Consider the following 22,891-nt stretch of genomic DNA (forward strand, 5'->3'; position numbering starts at 1 on the left):
CCCGGACCGCATCCGTGCGGTCCGGGCCGTCGCACGTCCACCGCGTGACGGCGCGTCATGACGGCGGGTCGTGACGGCGCGTCCGCCGGGCTGCGGCGCCGCTACCGGCTTGCGGTGCTGTCGTGCTCGGCGATGTCCAGGGCGTGCTTGAGGACTTCGCACGCCTCGATGTGGTTGCCCGACTCCTGGAGCAGTTCGGCGAGGCGGCGGCAGACGAGCACGGCCTCGGGCCCGTAGATCTTGTGGACGCGCTGGAAGGCGGACTCCAGGATCTCGATGGCTTCCTTGTTCTGCCCGGTCTCGGCGAGCAGTTCGGACAACTCCAGCTGTACGGCGAGGAGTTCACCGCTTCCGTCGATGCCCTGCTCCTCCAGGGCGAGGCGCAGCACCGGCAGCGCGTCCTTGATGGCGCCCTGGGCACGCAGCAGCCGGGCGAGGTTGAGCCCGGTGGCGACCATCGCGGCGCGCACGTCGGCGTGCAGGACAGGTCCGGCCGGGGTGCTCCGCACAGACCGGGCGCGGTTGCGGGCCAGGGCGAGCCGGCCGACCCCGTTCTCCTGCGAACGCTGCGGCAGGGGACGGTTCTTGGCGCGCAGCCGCTCGTCGAGAACGCGGTACAGCGTCTCCAGGTCGATGAGTTCGGGCCCCTCCGGCACGCCGTCCCGCAGGATCCCGATGAGCTCCCCGGTGAAGGCGGTGTACCGCTCGCCGTCCGGGGCGAGCGCCACCCGGTCGCGCGGGGACGCCGTCAGGACGTACGCGCCGTCGACGGCCGCCTGCGCGGCCAGCACGTCGTCACCGCCCAGGGAACGCGCGACCCGGCCACTGAAGCAGCAGTCCAGGATGACGATCTTGCGGCGGGCCCGGGAGGCCCGCAGGGCGGCGCGCAGATGCTGGTAGGCGACGGCGGTGTAGCCCATGTTCTCCCGGGACTCCCCGAGGCCCAGATACAGGTCGGCGGACTCGGCGTCGCGCATGCCGTGACCGGCGTAGTACACGAGCAGGGTGTCCGTGGCCTCGTCGGCCGCCTGGTGGACGGGGTCGAGCATGGCGGGCGGGCTCGGCGGGTCCGCGACGACGGTGCAGTGCTGCACCGGCAGGCCCCAGACGGTGGCGTCGCACAGTTCGCCCGCCAGGTCCACCAGGTTCGTCTCGACGGCGGAGAGCTGGGGAAGGTGCCGGTAGGAGGCCGTTCCGATCAGGACGGCTCGCGACAGGCTCGGGTCAGGCAGCGCCGCCATCGCGCTCCCCGTCCCCGGCCGTGACGGCCGGCTGCTGGTCCAGGAGTTCCACCACGCGGCGCAGCGTCTCGGCGTCGCGCGCGCCTTCCGGAGTCACCTCCACGCGCAGTTCCCCCCGGCTGAGGACGAGCGCAGGCGCGCGCCTGCGGGCGAGCTGCCACTGCAGGAGGGAGACGGCGAGCGAGGCGGCGGACAGGCCGCCGCCGAGGGCGAGTTGGAGGATGTCGAAGCCGCCCGCGCCCATGTGGCCCGCGACCGGCGCCGCCGAGGCGCCGACTGCGCCGCGTACGGAGCCGGTCAGCGTCTCGTCCTCATGCAGCCAGCGCAGCAGGGACCGCAGGGCGTCCTCGGACTCCTCGCCCGGGTCCGCCGCCAACCGCACACAGACGTCAGTCACTTGCCGCTCCTTTGCGCCGGTCGACGTACTTGTTCACCCGGGCAAGCAGCTCCAGGGATTCCCGTCCCGCGCCCAGCCGGGCCAGGCATACAGCCTGCCAGTACTGGCTCGTCAGTGTGGTCGGATGTTCGGGTCCGAGGCGGGCGACGCACACCGGTACGACGGCCGCCAACATCCGTGACGCCGACTCCAGTTCGCCCCGCAGGACGAGGTTGACCGCCTCACGCTGGCGGGACAGGGCCGTCTCGCGGGACATGCTGCCGATCACCATGCGCCGGGTGTCGTCGCTGAGGGTGGGCGTGCCGCGGCCCGTGGTGGACGCCACGCCGTCGGACCGTGCGGACGGCACCGTGACGTCGTCCCAGTCGAACTCCGGCCCTTCGGCGGACGGCACACGGTCGGTCAGGGCCTCCTGCACGGCCTCCTCGCGCAGCAGGGTGGTGAGCCGGTCGGCCACGGCCGCCTGGCCTCCCACGGCCATCCGGCCGAGCGCCCCCGCCACCTCGGCCGCGCCACGCGGCCGTTCCCCGGGGTCCTGCGCGCACAGCCGGTCGACCAGCACGGCCACTTCGACGGGCGGCCCCGAGACCCGGTCCGTGAGATCCGCGAGGCGGGGGATGCCGGGGCCGAGAGCCCGCTCCACGACGGCCCCCACGTCGACGGCGGAGCCGAGCGGACTCTCGCCCGTGAGCATGAAGTACATGCAGGCCCCGAGCCCGTACAGGTCGGCTGCCGCGTCCGCGAGCCCTCCCTTGATGGCCTCCGGGGCCATGAACTGCGGGGAGCCGAGCACCACTCCGGTGGACGTGATGGCCCGCTCCCCCGCGAGCCGGGCCAGGCCGAAGTCGTGCAGCACGACGCGGCCGTCGCGGGTGAGGCCGACGTTCGAGGGCTTGATGTCCCGGTGCGTCACCCCGGCCTGGTGCGCGGCGGAGAGCGCCTCGGCCATGCCGAGGGCGATCCAGCACACGGACCGTACCGGCAACTGGCCCGTGGATCCCACGAGATGGGCGAGGTTGCGGCCGTCGAGGATCTGCATCACCAGATACGCGACACCCCGGTGCAGTCCGCTGTCGTACAGCGTGACCACCCCGGGGTGCTCGATCCTCGCCATCGCGCGCGCTTCGCGCCGGAACCGGTCCAGTTCCTCGCCGCCCTGTTCCATTCCGTCGACCGCGGTCAGGAGCTTCACCGCGACCCGGCGCCCCAGCTGCATGTCCTCGGCCTCGTAGACCTCACCCATGCCGCCGCGGCCCAGGAGCCCCACCAACCGGTAGCGCCCGTCGATCAGTTCGCCCCGCGCCATGCCCACTCCCCCGTGAACTCGCCCTGGCGCCAGGCTAGTTCACGGGCGGCGTGCCGAGGTCACCCGGTACACGTCGTACACGCCCTCGACTCCCCTGACGGCCTTGAGCACATGGCCCAGGTGCTTGGGGTCGCCCATCTCGAAGGTGAAGCGGGACGTGGCGACGCGGTCGCGAGAGGTCTGGACGGCCGCCGAGAGGATGTTCACGTGCTGGTCCGAGAGGATGCGCGTGACGTCCGAGAGCAGGCGCGAGCGGTCCAGGGCCTCGACCTGGATGGCGACCAGGAAGACCGAGGACTGCGTGGGCGCCCACTCGACCTCGAGGATCCGCTCCGGCTCGCGCGAGAGCGACTCCACGTTCACGCAGTCGCTGCGGTGAACCGATACTCCACTGCCGCGCGTGACGAAGCCGATGATGGGGTCGCCGGGGACGGGGGTGCAGCAGCGGGCCAGCTTGACCCACACGTCCTCGACGCCCTTGACCACGACGCCCGGGTCGGCGTTGGCGCGGCGCTTGCTGCGGCCGCGCGCGGGCGGCGCGCTCTCGGCGATGTCCTCGTTGGCGGCCTCCTCGCCGCCGAGCGCCTGGACGAGCTTCTGCACGACGGACTGCGCGGTGACGTGGCCCTCGCCGATCGCTGCGTACAGCGAGGAGATGTCGGGGTAGCGCATCTCGTGGGCGAGGGTGACCAGCGAGTCGCCGGTGAGGATCCGCTGGATCGGCAGGTTCTGCTTGCGCATGGCCCGCGCGATGGCGTCCTTGCCCTGCTCGATGGCCTCGTCGCGGCGCTCCTTGGAGAACCACGCGCGGATCTTGTTGCGCGCCCGCGGCGACTTGACGAAGCCCAGCCAGTCGCGGGACGGACCCGCGCCCGCGGCCTTGGAGGTGAAGACCTCCACCAGGTCGCCGTTGTCCAGGGTCGACTCGAGCGGTACGAGCCGCCCGTTGACCCGCGCGCCTATGGTGCGGTGGCCGACCTCGGTGTGCACCGCGTACGAGAAGTCGACCGGGGTCGCACCCGCCGGGAGCGCTATGACGTCGCCCTTCGGCGTGAACACGAAGACCTCGTTGCGCGACAGGTCGAAACGCAGCGACTCGAGGAACTCGCTCGGGTCCTCGGTCTCCTTCTGCCAGTCGAGCAGCTGGCGCAGCCACGCCATGTCGTTGAGGTGGTCGTCCTTGCCGCCGGCCTTCTTCGGCACGTCCGTACGCACCTTGGAGGCGCCGGCGACGGCCTCCTGCTTGTACTTCCAGTGCGCGGCGATGCCGTACTCGGCGCGGCGGTGCATGTCGAACGTACGGATCTGGAGCTCGACGGGCTTGCCGTTGGGGCCGATGACCGTCGTGTGCAGCGACTGGTACATGTTGAACTTGGGCATCGCGATGTAGTCCTTGAACCGGCCGGGGACCGGATTCCATCGCGCGTGCACGGTGCCGAGGGCCGCGTAGCAGTCGCGGACCGTGTCGACGAGGACGCGGATGCCCACCAGGTCGTAGATCTCCGCGAAGTCACGGCCGCGGACGATCATCTTCTGGTAGACGCTGTAGTAGTGCTTCGGCCGCCCGGTGACGGTGGCCTTGATGCGGGCGGCGCGCAGGTCGGCCTGGACCTCGTCGGTCACTATGGCGAGGTACTCGTCGCGCTTGGGGGCGCGCTCGGCCACCAGGCGCACGATCTCGTCGTACATCTTGGGGTAGAGGATCGCGAAGGCGAGGTCCTCCAGCTCCCACTTGATGGTGTTCATGCCCAGGCGATGCGCCAGCGGAGCGTAGATCTCCAGGGTCTCGCGGGCCTTCTTCTCCTGCTTCTCGCGCTTGAGGTACCGCATCGTGCGCATGTTGTGCAGGCGGTCGGCGAGCTTGATGACCAGGACGCGCGGGTCCTTGGCCATGGCGACGACCATCTTGCGCACGGTCTCGGCCTGCGCGGCCTCGCCGAACTTGACCTTGTCCAGCTTGGTGACGCCGTCGACGAGCAGGGCGACCTGGTCGCCGAAGTCGCGCCTGAGGGTGTCCAGGCCGTACTCGGTGTCCTCGACGGTGTCGTGGAGCAGCCCCGCCATCAGGGTGGCCGGATCCATGCCCAGCTCGGCGAGGATGGTCGTCACGGCGAGCGGGTGCGTGATGTACGGGTCGCCGCTCTTCCGCTTCTGGCCGCGGTGCCAGCGCTCGGCGACCTGGTAGGCCCGCTCGATCTGGCGGAGCGTGGACGTCTCGATCTTGGGGTCGTTGCTGCGCACTATCCGCAGCAGCGGCTCCAGGACCGGGTTGTACGGGTTCGAGCGCTGGACGCCGAGCCGGGCGAGCCGGGCCCGCACGCGGTTGGAGGAGCCGGACCGCGCGGGCTGGCCCGTGGCGGGCCGGATCGCGGGGGCCGTCGGGTGGTGGTCCGCGGGCGGCTTCGGGCGGGGCTGCTCGGCCGGTTTGTCGCCCCGAGAGACCTCTCCCTGGGCACGCTGCGCGGACGAGCCGCCCTGCGCGCCCTCTGCCTTCTTCGCGGGCGCGGCGGAGCCCGCCGAGGCCTGCTGAGCCTTCTGGGCGGCCTTGGCGGCGGTGAGTGGCTGGGACTCGTCTGGCAAGAGCGCTCCCTGTGCGCGATCGGGGTCCCCCGGTCAGGCCCCGAAGAGCCCATGGTATCGATCCTGGGCCCTTCGCTCGCCTTCGGCCGGTGAGACAGCTCTGTACAGGAGAAACGCAAGGGGCGGGCGCCGGATTCCCCGGAACCCGCCCCTCTTCCCGCCCAGCGGCCCCTCTCCGGCGCCCTGACCACTCACGGCGCCCGGCCGCGCCGCCGTCCAGAGCGGGAACCGGCCGAAACGACGACGGGCGTCCCGGTGGGTACCGGAACGCCCGTCGCACTGTCCCACGAGCCGTCTCGCACGGCTCGCCCGAGCCGCCTCAGACGGTGATCAGCGCCTCCAACGGGGCGCCGTCCAGGGCCTGTTGGAGCTTCTGCCGGCCGTCGAGGAAGCCGAGCTCCATGAGGACCGCGACGCCGGCCACCTGGGCGCCCGAGCGGCGGATCAGCTCCAGCGAGGCCGCGGCCGTGCCACCGGTGGCGAGGACGTCGTCGATGACCATGACGCGGTCGCCCGCGGCCAGGTCCTCGGCGTGCACCTCGATCTCGGCGCTGCCGTACTCCAGGTCGTACGCCTGCTTGAGCGTCGCTCCGGGGAGCTTGCCCGCCTTGCGTACGGGGATGAAGCCGAGCCCGGCGCGGAGCGCGACGGGGGCGCCGAGGATGAAGCCGCGGGCCTCCAGGCCGACGATCTTCGTGGCGCCGTGCCGCACGCTGAGGTCGGCCAGCGTGTCCGTGAGCGCGGCGAACGCCGACGGGTCGGCCAGGAGCGGCGTGATGTCCTTGAACATCACGCCCGGCACCGGGTAGTCCGGGACGTCACGGATGCGGCTGAGCAGCAGCTCCGTGACGCCTGCGAGCTCGGTCATCGGCGCTTCCCCGAAGGACGGCCCTTGCCGCGGCTGCGCGACGCGGGCTGGCTGCGGGGGCCGACGACGGCCGGAGCGGCGTCACCGGGCACCGCGTCCTGCGGCTCCTCGTCGTTGACGGACTCCGGCGTCTCCGCGGACTCGCCCTTCGCGGCGGCCGCCGCACGCTTGGCGAGCACCCGCTTCTTGAGGGCCTTCATCTGCGGCTCGCGCTCCTTGAAGTCGGCGACGAGCGGCGTGGCGATGAAGATCGAGGAGTACGCACCGGCCGCGAGGCCGACGAACAGCGACAGCGAGATGTCGTTGAGCATGCCCGCGCCCAGGACACCGCCACCGATGAACAGCAGGCCCGCCACCGGGAGCAGCGCGACGACCGTGGTGTTGATGGAGCGCACCAGGGTGCCGTTGATGCTGCGGTTGGCGAGTTCGCTGTAGGTGTACTTGGTCTGCTTGGTGATGTCCTTCGACTGCTCCTTCAAGCTGTCGAAGACCACCACCGTGTCGTAGAGCGAGTAACCGAGGATGGTCAGCAGACCGATCACCGTGCCTGGGGTGACCTCGAAGCCGACCAGCGCGTACACACCCACGGTGATGGTGATGTCGTGGATGAGCGCGATCAGTGCCGCCAAGGCCATGCGCCACTCGAAGGCGATGGCCAGATAGACGACCACGAGGACCATGAAGATCGCCAGGCCCTGCCAGGCCTTGTTGGCGATCTGCTCGCCCCAGCTCGGGCCGACGAGGTCGGCACCGATGTTGCCCTTGATGTCCAGATCCTCGGCCAGGGCCTTCTTGATCTGGTCGGACTTGTCGATGTCCACGCCCGCGATCTGGATGCGGAGCTTGTCCCCGCCCACCTTCTGGACGATCGCGTCGTGTCCTGAGGCCTTCTCCGCGGCCTCCTCGGCCTGCGAGACCGAGGCGCTGGTCTTCGGGGTGTTGAAGACGGCGCCGCCCTCGAACTCGATGCCCATGTTCAGGCCGCGCACCGCAAGGCCGACGATGGCCGTGATGGTGATCAGGATCGAGATGCCGTACCAGATCTTGCGCTTGCCGACGAAGTCGTAGCCGACCTCACCGCGGTAGAGCCTGGCGCCGAGATTGCCGAGCTTCGACATCTCACGCCTCCTTCGGGTCGACAGGGCCGGCGGCGGGGGTGACACGGCGGGACCGGCGCAGCGGGGGCTTGGCGCCGAGCCGCTTCGGGTCGAGGCCGGACCACTTGTGGCCATTGGCGAAGAACTTCTTGCGGGCCATGAGCGTCATCAGCGGCTTGGTGAAGAAGAACACCACGACGACGTCGAGCAGCGTGGTCAGGCCGAGCGTGAACGCGAAGCCCTGCACCTTGCCGACCGTGACCACGAAGAGCACGGCGGCGGCGAGGAACGACACGAAGTCGGAGACCAGGATGGTGCGCCGGGCGCGCGGCCAGGCCCGCTCGACGGCGGGGCGCAGCGTGCGTCCCTCGCGGACCTCGTCACGTACGCGTTCGAAGAACACGATGAACGAGTCCGCCGTGATGCCGATGGCAACGATCGCACCACACACCGCGGGCAGGTTGAGCGCGAACTTAATGGTCGGGCCGAGCAGCGTCATGATCGTGTACGTCAGCGCCGCGGAGACCAGGAGGCTCGCGATGGCGATGAGCGACAGGCCGCGGTAGTAGACCACCAGGTAGACGATGACCAGCGCGAGGCCGATGGCACCGGCGATCAGACCCGCCTGCAGCTGCTCGCCGCCGAGCGCCGGGCTGACCGTCGTGACGCTCTGCTCGTGGAAGGTCAGCGGCAGGGCGCCGTACGACAGGATGTTCGCCAGGTCCTTGGCCGACTCCTGGGTGAAGCTGCCGGAGATCTCGGCGTTGGAGCTCAGGGTCGTGTTGACGCTGGGGGCCGAGGCCACCTCGCCGTCGAGGACGATCGCGAACTGGTTCTGCGGGGGCTGCTGCTGCGAGAGCTTGCTGGTGACCGACGAGAACTTCTTGGAGCCGCTCTTGGTGAACTCCATGTTGACGACCCAGGCACCGGACTGCTGGTTGATGGTCGCCTGGGCGTCGTCGACGTCCTTGCCGTTCAGCTCGGCCGGGCCGAGGATGAACTTGTCCCACGTCGAGCCGTCGGGGCTCTTGCCGCAGGCGATGGTGTTCTCGGACGGCTTGACGCCCTTGCCGGCCGCGGCGCGGGCCTTCTTGTCCGTGCAGTCCAGCTTGGCGAACTGCTCCTGCAGCTTGGCGGTGGCCGGGTCGGTGGACGGCGTGGACGACGGGTCGTCCTTCTTCTTGTCGTCCTTGTCGTCCTTGGCCTTGTCCGAGGGGGTCGTGGAAGGCGTGGGGTCGGCCTTCAGGGCGTCGGTGACGGCACGGCCCTGGGACGTCGGGGTGGCGGTCGGGGAGGTCGCCGTGTCCGTGGCCTTGTCGGCCTTGTCGGCCTTGTCCTTGTCGGCCTTGTCCTTGTCCTTCTCCTTGTCCGTTCCGGACGAGGAGCTGGCGGACGGCTCGGGCGTCGGCGCGCCGCTGGTCTGCGTGATCACCGGACGGAAGAAGAGCTGGGCGGTCGTGCCGACCTGCTCCCGCGCCTGCTTCTCGTTCGTCCCCTTGGGGATGTTGACGATGATGTTGCGATCGCCCTGGGTCTGGACCTCGGCCTCGGAGACACCCAGACCGTTGACACGGTTGTTGATGATGTCAACCGCGGTGTTCATGTTGGTCGGGTTGATCGCGTCCTTCTGGCCCGGCTCGTTCTTCGCCTCGAGCGTGATGCTCGTGCCGCCGGCGAGGTCGATGCCCAGGCGCGGCGTGGTGTGCCCGGAAAGGAACATTCCCCCGGTCAGCGCCACGAGGGCAATCAGGATGAAGACCAGCGAGCGCCCCGGCTTCCCCTGGGCGCCCTGCCTTCGGCCCTTCTTCGGTGCTGCCACCTTCTCGTTCTCCCTGTCCAACCGCCCGGCATCCGGTCTGCCCCCTCAAGGTCGGGGAGGCCCGGGCGGGCGGCCATGAAGTGGTGTCGAGATTCGGCGCGAAAAGCACGTGGTCCGGGGCCCGTGGAGCGCGAGCGGCGCGCCCCACGGGCCCCGGCCGTGACTACTTCGCGTCGGACTCGCCGTCGGTCTTCTTCGGCTCCGCGTCGTCGGCCCCGGCCGCGTCCTTCTTGCCGAGGTCGATGGGCGAGTCGTCGGAAGCGGCGGCGGGCTCGTCGGTCTCGGTCAGGGAGGAGGCGTCGTCCGGGACGACAGGGCTGTCATCCTTCAGGTCGTCCTCGGTGCCGTGCACGATGCGGTTGTACTCGTCGTCGGGAAGAACGGCGCCGATCGCGTTCTTCGCGTACACCGCGTGGACACCGGGGGCCACCTCAAGAAGGACCGCGTCGTCGTGGACCTCCTTGACGGTGGCGTACATGCCCCCGATCGTGCGGATGCCGGTGCCGGGCGTCATCTCATTGCGCATCTGCGCGGCAGCCTGCTGCTTCTTCTTGGCAGACCGGGTCATCAGGAACATGGCCCCGATGAGCACGATGAACGGGAGGAGGGTCACGATATTCACGGGACGGAGTTTCCTTCGCACGACCGCGCAGGTAAGCGGCCTGGTGGGATGGGGGTGGGCACGCCGCCCGCAAAGGCGGCATCGGCGGAGTCTAAGCGAGTCCGCACCTAACGAACAACGCTCAGCATGGCACCGCAGTTCCTGACGGTGCGACTCTCCGCGCCGTTCCTCCGGTGTTCGACCGCCATCGTGTCGACATCACGCCGTCCTCACGCCGCCGATATGCCGGCGCAACGCCGCCGTCACGCCCCGAACAGGTCCTGCTGTCCCTTTCCGCCCCCTTGCTGCGGGGGGACGAGACCCAGGTGCGCCCATGCCGCGGGGGTGGCGACGCGGCCGCGCGGGGTGCGGGCCAGCAGGCCCTCTCGTACGAGGAAGGGCTCGGCGACCTCCTCGACCGTCTCGCGCTCCTCCCCCACGGCGACCGCCAGCGTCGACAGGCCGACGGGGCCGCCGCCGAACAGCTTGAGCAGGGCCTCCAGGACGGCGCGGTCGAGGCGGTCCAGGCCGCGCCCGTCCACCTCGTAGACCGCGAGGGCCGCGCCCGCGATGTCGCGGGTGATCGAGCCGTCGGCCTTGACCTGGGCGTAGTCCCGGACGCGGCGCAGGAGGCGGTTGGCGATACGGGGCGTGCCGCGCGAGCGCCCGGCGATCTCGGCGGCGCCTGCCGGGTCGATCTCCACGTCCAGCAGCTGGGCGGAGCGGTGGACGACGCGCTCCAGCTCGGCGGGTTCGTAGAACTCCATGTGCGCGGTGAAGCCGAAGCGGTCGCGCAGCGGCGGGGGCAGCAGTCCCGCGCGCGTGGTGGCGCCGACCAGGGTGAAGGGCGGCAGTTCGAGGGGGATGGCGGTGGCGCCGGGGCCCTTGCCGACGATGACGTCGACGCGGAAGTCCTCCATCGCCATGTAGAGCATCTCCTCGGCCGGGCGCGACATCCGGTGGATCTCGTCGAGGAAGAGGACCTCGCCCTCCTGGAGGGAGGAGAGGATCGCGGCGAGGTCGCCGGCGTGCTGGATGGCGGGGCCGCTGGTGATCCGGATCGGGGCGCCCATCTCGGCGGCGATGATCATCGAGAGGGTCGTCTTGCCGAGGCCGGGGGCTCCGGAGAGCAGCACGTGGTCGGCGGTGGCCCCGCGCGCGCGGGCGGCCTTCAGGACGAGGTCGAGCTGTTCGCGGACCTTCTCCTGGCCGATGAACTCGTCCAGGTCCTTGGGGCGCAGGGCGGCCTCGACCGCCTGGTCCTCGCCGTCGGCGGACGCACCGACGAGCCGCTCGGCCGCGCCGGGTGCGGCGGTCGCGTCGTCGGTCGTGTCGTCCCAGTTCATGAGGTGTGCCTCGCGATGCGGTTCATAGGGGTGGCCGGCGGGTGCGTACGTCGGGGTCGTGCGGGGCTAGCGGGTGCGGTTCAAGGTCTGGAGCGCGGCCTTGAGGAGCGGCCCCACCTGCGGAGTGCCCTCGGTCGCCTCGGCCTGCGGGGTGACGGCGGCGACGGCCTCGTCGGCCTCGCGCGTGGCGTACCCGAGGCCGATCAACGCGGCGTGCAGCTGGTCGCGCCAGCCGGAGGTGACGGCCGTGCCGATCGCGGGGCCGCCGGTGCCGAGGGGCTCGCCGAGGCGGTCCTTGTACTCAAGGAGGAGCTTCTGGGCGCCCTTCTTGCCGATGCCGGGGACGGCGGTGAGCGCCTTCTCGTCACCCGCGGCGACCGCGCGGCGCAGGGCGTCCGGGCTGTGCACGGCGAGCATGGCCTGGGCCAGGCGCGGGCCGACGCCGCTCGCGGTCTGCAGGAGCTCGAAGGTCTGGCGCTCGTCGTCGTCCGCGAAGCCGTACAGGGTCAGGGAGTCCTCCCGCACGACCAGGGAGGTGGCGAGCTTGGCCTGCTGGCCGACGCGGAGCGTGGAGAGCGTGTTCGGCGTGCACTGGACGGCCATGCCGACGCCGCCCACCTCGACCACCGCGAGATCGGGGGCGAGGGCGGCGACGGGGCCGCTGACGAAGGCGATCATGCGGTACGGCCTTTCTGGGCTGTCTTGGTCTTGGCCGCGTGCAGCGCCGCGGCCTGCTGGAGGCGGTTCTGGGCGACGGCCTGCTGGAGGCGGTTCTGCGCGGGGGCGCGCCAGATGTGGCAGATGGCGAGGGCCAGGGCGTCCGCGGCGTCGGCGGGCTTGGGCGGTGCGTCCAGCCGCAACAGACGGGTGACCATCGCCCCGACCTGGGCCTTGTCGGCGCGGCCGCTGCCGGTGACGGCGGCCTTGACCTCGCTGGGGGTGTGCAGGGCGACGGGGATGCCGCGCCGGGACGCGCAGAGCATGGCGACGGCGCTGGCCTGGGCGGTGCCCATCACCGTACGCACGTTGTGCTGGCTGAACACGCGCTCCACGGCGAGGACTTCGGGCGTGTGCTCGTCGAGCCACTGCTCGATGCCCTGCTCGATGGCGACGAGGCGGTGGCCCAACTCGGCGTCCGGCGGTGTCCGCACGACACCGACACCGCGCATGGTCAGCGGTCGTCCGGCAACGCCTTCGACGACCCCGACACCGCACCGGGTGAGTCCCGGGTCGACCCCCAACACGCGCACGTAGCCCCTCCCATCGCCTGTCTGTGCAGGCTATCGGGTCCCTCTGACAACGCGACGGGCCGACGGGGGTGTGTCCCGTCGGCCCGTTCGCACCCCAGAGGGGCGCGGGTCTGCGTGCGGCGCCTACGCGTCGACCTTCGCCATGACCTCGTCGGAGACGTCGAAGTTGGCGAAGACGTTCTGCACGTCGTCGCTGTCCTCGAGCGCGTCGATCAGCTTGAAGATCTTCCGGGCGCCCTCCTCGTCCAGCTCGACCTGCATGGTCGGGACGAAGTTGGCCTCGGCCGAGTCGTAGTCGATGCCGGCGTCCTGGAGTGCGGTGCGGACCGCGACCAGGTCGGTGGCCTCGCTGAGCACCTCGAAGGTCTCGCCGAGGTCGTTGACCTCCTCGGCGCCCGCGTCCAGGACGGCGCCGAGGACGTCGTCCTCGGACAGCTCGCCCTTGGGGACGATGACGACGCCCTTGCGGTTGAAGAGGTACGAGACGGAGCCCGGGTCGGCCATCGAGCCGCCGTTGCGCGTCATGGCGACGCGGACGTCGGACGCGGCGCGGTTGCGGTTGTCGGTGAGGCACTCGATGAGCACCGCGACGCCGTTCGGGCCGTAGCCCTCGTACATGATCGTCTCGTAGTCGGCGCCACCGGCCTCGAGGCCGGCACCGCGCTTGACCGCGGAGTCGATGTTCTTGTTCGGCACCGAGCTCTTCTTGGCCTTCTGGATGGCGTCGAAGAGGGTCGGGTTGCCGGACACGTCGGCGCCGCCCGTGCGGGCCGCGACCTCGATGTTCTTGATCATCTTCGCGAAGAGCTTGCCGCGCTTGGCGTCGATCACGGCCTTCTTGTGCTTCGTCGTAGCCCATTTAGAGTGGCCGGACATCTGCCTGTCTCCTTCGCGTTACCCAACAACCAGTACGAACTCTCCCAGACCTTAAGGCCCCGGGGGGATCCCACGAGATCCTACAAGGATCCCGCGCGCCCGTTCCCCCGCACCATCTCCACGAACAGCGCGTGGAGGCGGTGGTCGCCCGTCAGCTCCGGGTGGAACGACGTGGCGAGCGCGTTGCCCTGGCGTACGGCGACGATGTGGCCCTCGTGCTCGGCGAGCACCTCGACCTCGGCGCCGACCGACTCCACCCAGGGGGCCCGGATGAAGACGCCCTCGACCGGGTCGCCCTCGACGCCCTTGACGCCGACGGCCGCCTCGAACGACTCGTTCTGCCTGCCGAAGGCGTTGCGCCGCACGATCATGTCGATGCCGCCCACCGTCTCCTGGCCCGAGCGCGGGTCGAGGATCTTGTCGGCGAGCATGATCATGCCCGCGCAGGTGCCGTAGACCGGCATGCCGTCACGCACGCGTGCGCGCAGGGGCTCCAGGAGGCCGAAGAGGGTGGCCAGCTTGGAGATGGTGGTGGACTCGCCGCCGGGGATGACCAGGCCGTCGACCTCGGCGAGCTCTTCGGGGCGCCGGACCGGCCTGGCCACGGCGTCCGCCGCGGCCAGGGCGATCAGGTGCTCCCGTACGTCCCCCTGAAGGGCGAGGACGCCTACGACGGGAGTGGTCATCACCAGCCCCGGTTCGCGTAGCGCTCGGCCTCGGGCAGGGTGTCGCAGTTGATGCCGACCATGGCCTCGCCGAGGTTGCGGGAGGCGTCCGCGATGACCTTCGGGTCGTCGAAGAAGGTGGTGGCCTTCACGATGGCGGCGGCGCGCCTGGCCGGGTCGCCGGACTTGAAGATGCCGGAGCCGACGAAGACACCCTCGGCGCCGAGCTGACGCATCAGGGCGGCGTCGGCGGGGGTGGCGACGCCACCGGCGGAGAACAGGACCACCGGGAGCTTGCCGAGCTCCGCGGTCTCCCTGACCAGCTCGTAGGGGGCGCGCAGCTCCTTGGCGGCGGCGTACAGCTCGTTGTTGTCGAAGCCGCGCAGCTTGGCGATCTCGTTCTTGATCTGGCGCAGGTGGCGGACGGCCTCGACGACGTTGCCGGTGCCGGCCTCGCCCTTGGAACGGATCATGGCCGCGCCCTCGGCGATGCGGCGCAGGGCCTCGCCCAGGTTGGTGGCGCCACAGACGAAGGGCGTCGTGAACGCGAACTTGTCGCTGTGGTTGACCTCGTCGGCCGGGGTGAGGACCTCGGACTCGTCGATGTAGTCGACGCCGAGGGACTGCAGGACCTGGGCCTCGACGAAGTGGCCGATGCGGGACTTGGCCATGACCGGGATCGAGACGGCCTCGATGATCTCTTCGATCATGTTCGGGTCGGACATCCGGGCCACGCCGCCGTCCTTGCGGATGTCGGCGGGCACCCGCTCCAGCGCCATGACGGCGACGGCGCCGGCGTCCTCGGCTATCTTCGCCTGCTCGGCGTTGACGACGTCCATGATCACGCCGCCCTTGAGCTGCTCGGCCATGCCGCGCTTCACGCGTGCGGTGCCGGTCTCGGGGGCGGGGGTGCTGGGGGTGCTGGACACGGAGTTGACCTCACTCGTCGAAGAGGATTTCTGCAGCTCCGAGGAAACTCCCGACGACCAGGCCACAACAAGGGCCAATGGATGACCGGTGGCTCATTTTTCCGGGATGTGCCTGGTCAGCGCCGCGGCATGGGCCTGGTCAGCGCCGTCTGCCGCCCTGTGGCCCCGCTACGCGGTCGCCCGGTCCGCCAGCGCCACCGGCGGCTCGTCGTCCATCTCGAAGGCCATCGGGAAGGGCGCGTGCCCGGCCAGGCGGAACCAGCGGACCTTGCGGTGGCGGCGCAGCGCACGGGCGGCGCGCACCGCGTCGTTGTGGAAGCGGCGGGCCATCGGCACCCGGCGCACCGCCGCGGCCAGCTCGGTCGCCGCCTCGTCGCCGCCCGGGGCCTCGCGCACCGCCTCGACCTGCTGGGCCTCGCCGAAGATGGCCCGCAGCGCCTGGCTGAGCTCGCTCTCGGCGACCTCGCGCTGTTCCTCCTCCGCCTGGCGGGCCGCGTGCGCCGCTTCGTAGAGCACGATCGACGCGGCGGGGTCGAGCACCCCGGAGGTGGCCAGCTCCTGGGCGACCGAGGCGCGGCGCAGCAGTTGGGCGTCGAGGGCGGCGCGGGCGGCGTCGATGCGCGCGTGCAGCCGGTCGAGCCGTCCGGCCGTCCAGCTCAGGTAGAGGCCGATCGCGAAGAGGGCCACCGCGATCCAGATCAAAGTGGAGGTCACGGGCCAAAAGGCTAGTCCCCTCACGGGGCGCGGTTCACCGCCGGGCGCCGTGTGGGGTCAGGGCGTCGCCGTGAGGGGTGCGGGCGTCAGTCCCTGGCGAGCCCGAACCGCGCGCGCAGGCCCGTCCGTTCGTCCGCCGCGACCGAGGCCGCGCCGTCCGTGACCGTCTCGTAGACCGCGAGGATGTCCGCGCCGACCGTCGACCAGTCGAAGCGGCGTACGTGCGTGCTGCCGCGCTCGCGCAGGCCCTCGCGGCGCTCGGGGTCGGCGAGCAGGCGCACCGCCGCCTTGGCGAGGGACTCCGCGTCCTCGTTGCTGAACAGGTCGCCCGCCGCGCCCTGGTCGAGGACCTGCGCGAAGGCGTCCAGGTCGCTGGCGAGCACGGGCGCGCCCGCGGACATCGCCTCGACCAGGATGATCCCGAAGCTCTCGCCGCCGGTGTTCGGCGCCACGTACAGGTCGACGCTGCGCAGCAGCCGCGCCTTGTCCTCGTCGCTGACCATGCCGAGGAACTCCACCCGGGAGCGCAGCTCGGCGGGGAGCGAGGCCACGGCCTCCTCCTCGTCGCCGCGGCCCGCGACCAGGAGCCGCGCGTTCGGCCGCTCGGCGAAGATCTGCGGCAGCGCCTTCATCAGGACCGGCAGGCCCTTGCGGGGCTCGTCGATGCGACCGATGAAGCCGATCGTCTCGCCCTCCCGTCTCCCACCACCGCCCTCACCCGAGCCGCGCACCCCTCCTCCTTGCCACTCGGGTCTGGGCTCGGCCTTGGCGAAGAAGTCGACGTCGACGCCGTTCGGGATGACGACCGCGTCGCCCCCGAGGTGTTCGACGAGCGTGCGGCGCGCGTACTCGCTGACCGCGATGCGCGCGCTGATCTTCTCCAGGGCGGGCTGCAGGATCGGGTACGCGGCGATCATGGCCCGGGAGCGCGGGTTGGACGTGTGGAACGTCGCGACGATCGGGCCCTGCGCGGCCCAGCAGCTGAGCAGCCCGAGCGAGGGCGAGGCCGGCTCGTGGATGTGGATGACGTCGAAGGTGCCGTCGTGCAGCCAGCGGCGTACCCGCGCGGCCGACAGGAAGCCGAAGTTGAGCCGCGCGACGGAGCCGTTGTACGGCACGGGAACGGCGCGGCCGGCCGAGACGACGTACGGCGGAAGGGGGGTCTCGTCGTCGGCCGGGGCGAGGACGGAGACCTCGTGCCCGAGACGGATGAGGTGCTCCGCCAGATCGCGGATGTGGAACTGGACGCCGCCCGGCACGTCCCACGAGTACGGGCAGACGATGCCGATCCTCACGACGTCCCCTCGGCGGCCGGGGACTCGGGGCGGGGCTCCAGATCGGAGAGCCACAGACGCTGCAGCATGTGCCAGTCCTCCGGGTGGTCGGCGATACCGGTGGCGAAGGCGTCGGCCAGCGCCTGCGTCATGACAGACGTCTTCTCGGCACGGGTCCCTGTCTCGGGGACCTCGATGGGCGCGTGAACGCGCCCCTTCATGACGGACGACTCGTCGTACCAGAGCGTGACGGGCAGCAGCAGGGCTCCGGTCTGCTGGGCGAGCATCGCGGGCCCCGCGGGCATCCGCGCGGTGTCCCCGAAGAACTTCACCTCGACGCCGGACGCCGACAGGTCGCGGTCCGCGACGAGGCAGACCAGGCCGCCCGCGCGCAGCCGCCGCGCCAGCGTGCCGAAGGCGGAGCCGCCGACGTGCGGCAGGACCTCCATGCCGAGCTTGCCGCGGTAGGCGACGAACCGGTCGTACAGCGACTCGGGCTTGAGGCGCTCCTGCACGGTCGTGAAGGGCGTCTCCAGCTTGGTGGTGACCCAGGCGCCCGCGAGGTCCCAGTTGGCCAGGTGGGGCAGGGCCAGGACGACGCCCTTGCCGGAGGCGAGCCCCTCGGTGAGGTAGTGCAGGTCCTTGGGCGCGAAGCCGTTCTTGATGCGGTCCTTGCTCCACGCGGGCAGCCGGAAGGACTCCATCCAGTAGCGCATGTACGAGCGCATGCCCGCCCGGGAGAGTTCGGCGAGCCGCTCCGGGGTCGCGTCGGGCACCACGCGCGCGTAGTTGGCCTCCAGGCGCAGGACGCCCTTGCCGCGGCGCTTCCACGCGGTGTCCGCGATGGTCCTGCCGAGCCGTACGGCGACGGGCTCGGGCAGCTTCTTCACGGTGCCCCAGCCGAGCCCGTACAGCGCGTCCGTCAATCGTTCCTTCACTGGGCGGCCTCGCTCTCCTGGGCCTGTGCGGCCGCGGCGGCGTCCGCCTCCGCGGACTCCCTGCGCACCGTCACGACGCGCTGGACCAGCGTGACGAAGCTGCCGGCCGCGACGATCCACAGGGCGATGGGCAGCAGGATCTCGATGCCGGGGACGCCGAACTTGTGGAGCCCGGCGAGGCCCGCGGCGACCAGCGAGATCACCAGCCGCTCGGCGCGCTCCACCAGGCCGTTGACGGCGACGGGCAGACCGATCGCCTCGCCGCGCGCCTTCGTGTACGACACCACCTGGCCGCTGGCCAGGCAGAAGATGGAGACGGCGCACAGGATGTCGTCGTTGCCGGATCCGGCGTACCAGAGGGCGAGGCCTCCGAAGATCGCGCCGTCGGCCACCCGGTCGAGCGTGGAGTCCAGGAAGGCGCCCCAGCGGCTGGAGCGGCCCAGCTGGCGGGCCATGTTGCCGTCGACCAGGTCCGAGAAGACGAACAGGGTGATGACGATCGTGCCCCAGAAGAACTCACCCCTGGGGAAGAAGACCAGCGCTCCCGCCACCACTCCGGCCGTGCCGATGAAGGTGACCGCGTCGGGGCTGACCCCGCGGCGGATGAGAAACGCGGCGAACGGCGTGAGAACACGCGTGAAGAACGCACGCGCGTACTTGTTCAGCATGGCCTTCCCGAGGGGTCGGTGCGCCGCGTGGCCCCGTTGGCCACCGGCTGGCCCATCGTAGTCACGCCCTTGACGGACCGGCTCGCCCCCTCACGATCGCGTACGACGTATGGACGCAGAGTGACCCGAGTGGAAAGCTCGAAAGCACCACGGGCGCCGCCGGAGCCGCCCCGCACCCGGCCCCGCGTGTCCGCGAGCAGCCAGCATCCCCGAGGGGGCTGAGCCTCCTCACCGTGCACGTAACCGGGAGGCCAAGGCATGGGCGACAAGGCGAACGCACACCCCGGAGCCGCCGGCAGGGCGACATCGGCCGACCACCCCGCGTCCGTACGGAATGTGGTGCTGGTCGGCCACAGCGGATCGGGCAAGACGACTCTGGTGGAGGCCCTCGCGCTGACCGCGGGGGCGGTGAACCGCGCGGGCCGTGTGGAGGACGGCACGGCCGTTTCCGACTACGACGAGATCGAGCACCGGCAGCAGCGCTCGGTGCAGCTGTCCCTGGTCCCCCTCGAATGGGGCGGCTTCAAGATCAACCTTCTGGACACCCCTGGATACGCCGACTTCGTCGGCGAGTTGAGGGCCGGTCTGCGCGCCGCGGACGCGGCCCTGTTCGTCGTCTCGGCGGCGGACGGCGTGGACGGCGCGACCCGCATGGTGTGGGAGGAGTGCGCGGCGGTCGGCATGCCGCGGGCCATCGTGGTCACCCACCTGGAGTCGGCCCGCGCGGACTTCACCGAGATGACCCGCACCTGCGCCGACGCGTTCGGCGCCGACGACCCCGACGCCGTACTGCCGCTGTACCTGCCGCTCCACGGCGAGCAGGGCCCCGACGGCCACGCGCCGGTGACCGGCCTGATCGGGCTGCTCTCGCAGCGGATCTTCGACTACGCCTCCGGGGAGCGCAAGGAGTCCGAGCCCGGCGGCGACCAGCTGCCGCTGATCGAGGAGGCGCGCAACAAGCTCATCGAGGGGATCATCGCCGAGAGCGAGGACGAGTCCCTCATGGACCGCTATCTCGGCGGCGAGGACATCGACTTCAAGACACTCGTGGACGACCTGGAACGTGCCGTGGCGCGCGGCATCTTCCACCCGGTGCTCGCCGCCGCGCCCGCCGCGGAGGGCGCCCGCCAGGGCATCGGCACGGTCGAGCTCCTGGAGCTCATCACGGGCGGTTTCCCCACCCCCCTGGAACACCCCGCGCCCGCCGTGACCACACCGGACGGCAAGCCGCGCCCCGCGCTGACCTGCGACCCGGCGGGACCGCTTGCCGCCGAGGTCGTGAAGACCGCCTCCGATCCCTATGTGGGGCGGATCTCACTCGTCCGCGTCTTCTCCGGCACCCTGCGCCCCGACGAGACCGTCCATGTCTCCGGGCACGGCCTGGCCGACCGCGGCCACGAGGACCACGACGTCGACGAACGCGTCGGCGCGCTCTCCTCCCCCTTCGGCAAGCATCAGCGCACGCTCACGCGGTGCGTCGCGGGCGACCTGGCGTGCGTGGCCAAACTGAACCGCGCCGAGACGGGCGACACCCTCTCCGCCAAGGACGACCCGCTCCTGATGGAGCCCTGGGACATGCCCGACCCGCTCCTGCCGCTCGCCATCCAGGCCCACAGCAAGGCCGACGAGGACAAGCTCTCGCAGGGGCTCTCCCGCCTGGTCGCCGAGGACCCGACCATGCGGCTCGAACAGAACCAGGACACGCACCAGGTGGTCCTGTGGTGCCTGGGCGAGGCGCACGCCGACGTCGCTCTGGAGCGGCTCCGCAGCCGCTACGGCGTGCAGGTCGACGTGGTGGCGCACAAGGTCTCCCTACGGGAGACGTTCGCGGGCAAGTCCGGCGGGCGCGGCCGGCATGTGAAGCAGTCCGGCGGCCACGGCCAGTACGCGATCTGCGAGATCGAGGTCGAGCCGCTGCCCGGCGGCAGCGGCATCGAGTTCGTCGACAAGGTCGTGGGCGGCGCGGTCCCGCGGCAGTTCATCCCGTCCGTCGAGAAGGGCGTGCGCGCGCAGGCGGCGAAGGGCGTCGCCGCCGGGTACGCGCTGATCGACGTACGTGTCACGCTCCTCGACGGCAAGGCGCACTCGGTGGACTCCTCCGACGCCGCGTTCCAGACGGCGGGCGCGCTCGCGCTGCGCGAGGCCGCGTCGGGAGCCAAGATCCATCTGCTCGAACCGGTCGCCGAGGTGCAGGTGTTGGTCGGCGACGACTACGTCGGCGCGGTGCTCAGCGACCTGTCGGGCCGCCGCGGCCGCGTGGTCGGCACCGAGCAGGCGCCCGGCGGACGCACGCTCGTGCGGGCCGAGGTCCCCGAGATCGAGATCGGCCGGTACGCGGTGGATCTGCGCTCCCTCTCGCAGGGCACCGCACGCTTCAGCCGTACGTACGCCCGCCACGAGCCGATGCCTCCGCAGCTGTCCGAGAAGATCCGCGAACAGGCCCAGGACGCCTCGTAGTTGGACCGCACGGCGTACGCCGCCCGCCCACTCCCCTTCGGGCGGGCGGCATTCCGTGGCCCACTGCCGGATGTCGGCGCGCCCGGATACGCTGATGACCTGATCAACAGATGCGCCGGTCGACAACAGGTGTGCCGGACAAGGAAGTCGGGAAGAGCCGCAGCAGCGAAGGCGTCGCGGCGATGGGGGCGGCAGTGGCGGACGATGTATTCGACTTCAGGCCCGGGGCCCAGGTTCCGCTCTCGGGCGCCGCGGGACAGACCGCGGCGACGCATGCCCTGGCCTCTGCCGCGTACCGGGACGGCGATGTCGACGGCATCCTCAAGGCCAACAACGAATGGCACAAGTCCGAGGTGAAGCCCGGCCTCTGGTCGCTCTTCAAGCCGAATCTGGGCGAGGCGTTCGCGCGGACCGTGCAGGTGCGGATGCTCGGCGGCGGCCGCGGTCCGCTCATCCAGTCCTTCGGGATCGAGCCGCAGGCGGTGGTCGAGCACTGCCTGGCGGCGAGCCGCATCCGCAAGGAGCGCGACAGCTGGCTCACCGCCGTGATGGTCCTGTGCGGCCTGCTCTTCCTGCCGGGCCTGATCGTCTGGCTCCTCGTGTTCACCATCAGACGGCAGGTGGCCAAGAGCGAGAACAAGAGCGCGGGCGCCCTCGCCACGGCCGTCCTGGTCGCCGTGGGCGTGCTCGCCGTGCTCTTCCTCATCAAGCTGCCGTTCGGCGGCTTCTGGGCCTGGTACCTGCGCGCGGCGATCGTCCTGCCGGTGGTGGGCTGGTTCTGGGCCAAGCAGATCGCCGAGCGCACCGCCAAGGACATGCGCGAGCGCTGGTCCGGCCTGCTCGCGGGCGGCGGCATCGGCGCGAAGATCCCCGAGGCGGTGCCGGGCAGCCCGGGCGAGACGGCCGCCGAGCGGCTGCGCCAGGGCCTGGCCAGGCTCTCCGCCGAGCAGCAGAGCAACTCCGTGTTCTACGCCGGGCCCAAGGGCATATTGGGCATGGGCACGCGCTGGGGCAGCTGGCAGCTGGCCGAGGAGCTGGTGCCCGCCGAGGACGGCAAGGAGATCAACCCCTTCCGCAGCTGGGACGTCATACGGGCGGTGCACGACCAGCTCCGCATGCTGGAGCGCGGCCCCCTGCACACCGGCGGCTTCCCCACGCCGTCGATAAAGCACTGGATCGTCTCCCCCATCGGGGAGAACGCCAAGGCGGTGGCCCGCCCCACCGGCACGGACGTCGAGGCCTTCCAGATCCGCGGCCACGAGATACAGCGCATCTGCAACGAGCAGCAGTTCGGCAGCGGCAACCGCCACTACCTGGGCGTGCAGTTCACGCTCTGGGACGGCCAGTTGGTCATCACGATGCTGATCACGGTGACCGTGCTGCACGAGACGCTGCGCATCGAGGTCACCGGCCACGCCCTGGGCCCGGTGCACTCGCTGTTCACCAGCAAGCCGTCACCGAAGACGAAGACGGTCGCCAAGCCGATCAAGTTCTGGGAGACCACGTCCCGCAGTCTCCCGCTGGTCGACGCCGACGAGGTCGTACGCCTCGCGGTGCGCGCCCCCTTCACCTGGTACCCGCCGCTCCTGGACTACCTCGGCGGCAAGCTGGTCCTGCCCGAGCCCTTCGGCCTGCGGCACGCCTGGGCGGACAAGCCGTGGCGGCACCGCTTCATGGCCGACGACGCGCTGCGCGCCGCCACTCCCGTGCTGCGCGTGGTCCACTCGGCCGCGATCAAGGTCCTTGAGGAGAACGGCGTGAACACGGAGAAGTTCGGCGCCCGCTCCGGCTTCCTCAGCGGGGCGATCCAGGACCCGATGCCGAGGAAGGCGGACGTGTACGACGCGTGAGCCGACCGCGAAGCG

The 22,891-nt window shown here is 71.0% G+C and carries 20 protein-coding genes; 2 read left to right on the forward strand and 18 right to left on the reverse strand.

All coding sequences use genetic code 11. The features are described from left to right. Positions 1–101: 101 nt before the first annotated feature. The 18 genes from ACZ4D5_RS24460 to pgsA form a co-directional block, all read right to left on the reverse strand. A complete protein-coding gene (locus ACZ4D5_RS24460; RefSeq protein WP_467774536.1) occupies positions 102–1,241 on the reverse strand; it encodes a caspase, EACC1-associated type in 1,140 nt (379 codons plus the stop codon). Then, positions 1,225–1,638 carry an effector-associated constant component EACC1 gene (locus ACZ4D5_RS24465; RefSeq protein ID WP_467774537.1) on the reverse strand — a complete coding sequence of 138 codons (414 nt, stop codon included), beginning with the start codon at positions 1,636–1,638 and terminating at the stop codon, positions 1,225–1,227. The genes ACZ4D5_RS24460 and ACZ4D5_RS24465 overlap by 17 nt, the downstream gene beginning before the upstream one ends. Further along, a complete protein-coding gene (locus tag ACZ4D5_RS24470) occupies positions 1,631–2,944 on the reverse strand; it encodes a serine/threonine-protein kinase (RefSeq protein ID WP_467774538.1) in 1,314 nt (437 codons plus the stop codon). Before ACZ4D5_RS24470 ends, ACZ4D5_RS24465 begins: the two co-directional genes overlap by 8 nt. A 39-nt stretch (positions 2,945–2,983) precedes the next feature. Beyond that, complete coding sequence (locus ACZ4D5_RS24475; protein WP_467774539.1) at positions 2,984–5,524, reverse strand: RelA/SpoT family protein; 2,541 nt, start codon at positions 5,522–5,524, stop codon at positions 2,984–2,986. A 319-nt stretch (positions 5,525–5,843) separates the two neighbouring features. Then, entirely contained in the window at positions 5,844–6,392 is a 549-nt protein-coding gene (locus tag ACZ4D5_RS24480; RefSeq protein ID WP_467774540.1) for an adenine phosphoribosyltransferase, read from the reverse strand. Beyond that, positions 6,389–7,510: a protein translocase subunit SecF gene (gene secF, locus ACZ4D5_RS24485; protein WP_467774541.1), complete on the reverse strand. Its 1,122-nt coding sequence runs from the start codon at positions 7,508–7,510 to the stop codon at positions 6,389–6,391. Before secF ends, ACZ4D5_RS24480 begins: the two co-directional genes overlap by 4 nt. A gap of 1 nt (position 7,511) precedes the next feature. Beyond that, positions 7,512–9,308: a protein translocase subunit SecD gene (secD, locus tag ACZ4D5_RS24490; protein ID WP_467774542.1), complete on the reverse strand. Its 1,797-nt coding sequence runs from the start codon at positions 9,306–9,308 to the stop codon at positions 7,512–7,514. Between the two features lie 163 nt (positions 9,309–9,471). Continuing rightward, positions 9,472–9,930, reverse strand: a complete 459-nt coding sequence (yajC, locus tag ACZ4D5_RS24495; protein ID WP_467774543.1) for a preprotein translocase subunit YajC — start codon at positions 9,928–9,930, stop codon at positions 9,472–9,474. A 242-nt stretch (positions 9,931–10,172) separates the two neighbouring features. After that, positions 10,173–11,255 carry a Holliday junction branch migration DNA helicase RuvB gene (gene ruvB, locus ACZ4D5_RS24500; protein WP_467774544.1) on the reverse strand — a complete coding sequence of 361 codons (1,083 nt, stop codon included), beginning with the start codon at positions 11,253–11,255 and terminating at the stop codon, positions 10,173–10,175. Positions 11,256–11,321: 66 nt separating this feature from the next. Then, positions 11,322–11,933, reverse strand: a complete 612-nt coding sequence (gene ruvA, locus ACZ4D5_RS24505) for a Holliday junction branch migration protein RuvA (RefSeq protein ID WP_467774545.1) — start codon at positions 11,931–11,933, stop codon at positions 11,322–11,324. Then, entirely contained in the window at positions 11,930–12,505 is a 576-nt protein-coding gene (gene ruvC / locus ACZ4D5_RS24510) for a crossover junction endodeoxyribonuclease RuvC (RefSeq protein ID WP_467774546.1), read from the reverse strand. Before ruvC ends, ruvA begins: the two co-directional genes overlap by 4 nt. A 123-nt stretch (positions 12,506–12,628) precedes the next feature. Next, positions 12,629–13,381 carry a YebC/PmpR family DNA-binding transcriptional regulator gene (locus tag ACZ4D5_RS24515; protein WP_384553352.1) on the reverse strand — a complete coding sequence of 251 codons (753 nt, stop codon included), beginning with the start codon at positions 13,379–13,381 and terminating at the stop codon, positions 12,629–12,631. An 80-nt stretch (positions 13,382–13,461) separates the two neighbouring features. Next, the gene (pdxT, locus tag ACZ4D5_RS24520; protein ID WP_467774547.1) at positions 13,462–14,067 is read right to left on the reverse strand and encodes a pyridoxal 5'-phosphate synthase glutaminase subunit PdxT; all 606 of its coding nucleotides are present in this window, start codon (positions 14,065–14,067) and stop codon (positions 13,462–13,464) included. Further along, positions 14,067–14,975 (reverse strand): pyridoxal 5'-phosphate synthase lyase subunit PdxS, encoded by a 909-nt coding sequence (gene pdxS, locus ACZ4D5_RS24525; protein WP_467774548.1) that lies wholly within the window; start codon positions 14,973–14,975, stop codon positions 14,067–14,069. The genes pdxT and pdxS overlap by 1 nt, the downstream gene beginning before the upstream one ends. A gap of 168 nt (positions 14,976–15,143) precedes the next feature. Further along, on the reverse strand, positions 15,144–15,689 hold the full coding sequence (locus ACZ4D5_RS24530) for a LemA family protein (RefSeq protein ID WP_467774549.1): 546 nt from the start codon (positions 15,687–15,689) through the stop codon (positions 15,144–15,146). 86 nt (positions 15,690–15,775) lie between these two features. After that, a complete protein-coding gene (locus tag ACZ4D5_RS24535) occupies positions 15,776–16,984 on the reverse strand; it encodes a glycosyltransferase family 4 protein (RefSeq protein WP_467774550.1) in 1,209 nt (402 codons plus the stop codon). Then, the gene (locus ACZ4D5_RS24540; protein ID WP_467774551.1) at positions 16,981–17,901 is read right to left on the reverse strand and encodes a phosphatidylinositol mannoside acyltransferase; all 921 of its coding nucleotides are present in this window, start codon (positions 17,899–17,901) and stop codon (positions 16,981–16,983) included. Before ACZ4D5_RS24540 ends, ACZ4D5_RS24535 begins: the two co-directional genes overlap by 4 nt. Continuing rightward, positions 17,898–18,569: a phosphatidylinositol phosphate synthase gene (pgsA, locus tag ACZ4D5_RS24545; RefSeq protein WP_467774552.1), complete on the reverse strand. Its 672-nt coding sequence runs from the start codon at positions 18,567–18,569 to the stop codon at positions 17,898–17,900. The genes ACZ4D5_RS24540 and pgsA overlap by 4 nt, the downstream gene beginning before the upstream one ends. A 258-nt stretch (positions 18,570–18,827) precedes the next feature. Between pgsA and ACZ4D5_RS24550 the strand changes: the two genes are divergently transcribed. Both ACZ4D5_RS24550 and ACZ4D5_RS24555 read left to right on the forward strand, forming a co-directional pair. Further along, positions 18,828–21,026: an elongation factor G-like protein EF-G2 gene (locus ACZ4D5_RS24550; protein ID WP_467774553.1), complete on the forward strand. Its 2,199-nt coding sequence runs from the start codon at positions 18,828–18,830 to the stop codon at positions 21,024–21,026. 182 nt (positions 21,027–21,208) lie between these two features. Then, on the forward strand, positions 21,209–22,876 hold the full coding sequence (locus ACZ4D5_RS24555) for a hypothetical protein (RefSeq protein ID WP_467774882.1): 1,668 nt from the start codon (positions 21,209–21,211) through the stop codon (positions 22,874–22,876). Positions 22,877–22,891 lie beyond the last annotated feature (15 nt).

Source organism: Streptomyces sp. NPDC025651, assembly GCF_055558735.1.

Excerpts from the sequence above, each read along its gene's own strand:
- ruvA (WP_467774545.1), bottom strand. The coding sequence starts at position 11,933 with ATGATCGCCTTCGTCAGCGGCCCCGTCGCCGCCCTCGCCCCCGATCTC.
- ruvB (WP_467774544.1), bottom strand. The coding sequence starts at position 11,255 with ATGAACTGGGACGACACGACCGACGACGCGACCGCCGCACCCGGCGCG.
- ACZ4D5_RS24555 (WP_467774882.1), top strand. The coding sequence starts at position 21,209 with ATGGGGGCGGCAGTGGCGGACGATGTATTCGACTTCAGGCCCGGGGCC.
- secF (WP_467774541.1), bottom strand. The coding sequence starts at position 7,510 with ATGTCGAAGCTCGGCAATCTCGGCGCCAGGCTCTACCGCGGTGAGGTC.
- ACZ4D5_RS24460 (WP_467774536.1), bottom strand. The coding sequence starts at position 1,241 with ATGGCGGCGCTGCCTGACCCGAGCCTGTCGCGAGCCGTCCTGATCGGA.
- ACZ4D5_RS24515 (WP_384553352.1), bottom strand. The coding sequence starts at position 13,381 with ATGTCCGGCCACTCTAAATGGGCTACGACGAAGCACAAGAAGGCCGTG.
- ACZ4D5_RS24470 (WP_467774538.1), bottom strand. The coding sequence starts at position 2,944 with ATGGCGCGGGGCGAACTGATCGACGGGCGCTACCGGTTGGTGGGGCTC.
- pgsA (WP_467774552.1), bottom strand. The coding sequence starts at position 18,569 with ATGCTGAACAAGTACGCGCGTGCGTTCTTCACGCGTGTTCTCACGCCG.
- ACZ4D5_RS24480 (WP_467774540.1), bottom strand. The coding sequence starts at position 6,392 with ATGACCGAGCTCGCAGGCGTCACGGAGCTGCTGCTCAGCCGCATCCGT.
- pdxT (WP_467774547.1), bottom strand. The coding sequence starts at position 14,067 with ATGACCACTCCCGTCGTAGGCGTCCTCGCCCTTCAGGGGGACGTACGG.
- ACZ4D5_RS24550 (WP_467774553.1), top strand. The coding sequence starts at position 18,828 with ATGGGCGACAAGGCGAACGCACACCCCGGAGCCGCCGGCAGGGCGACA.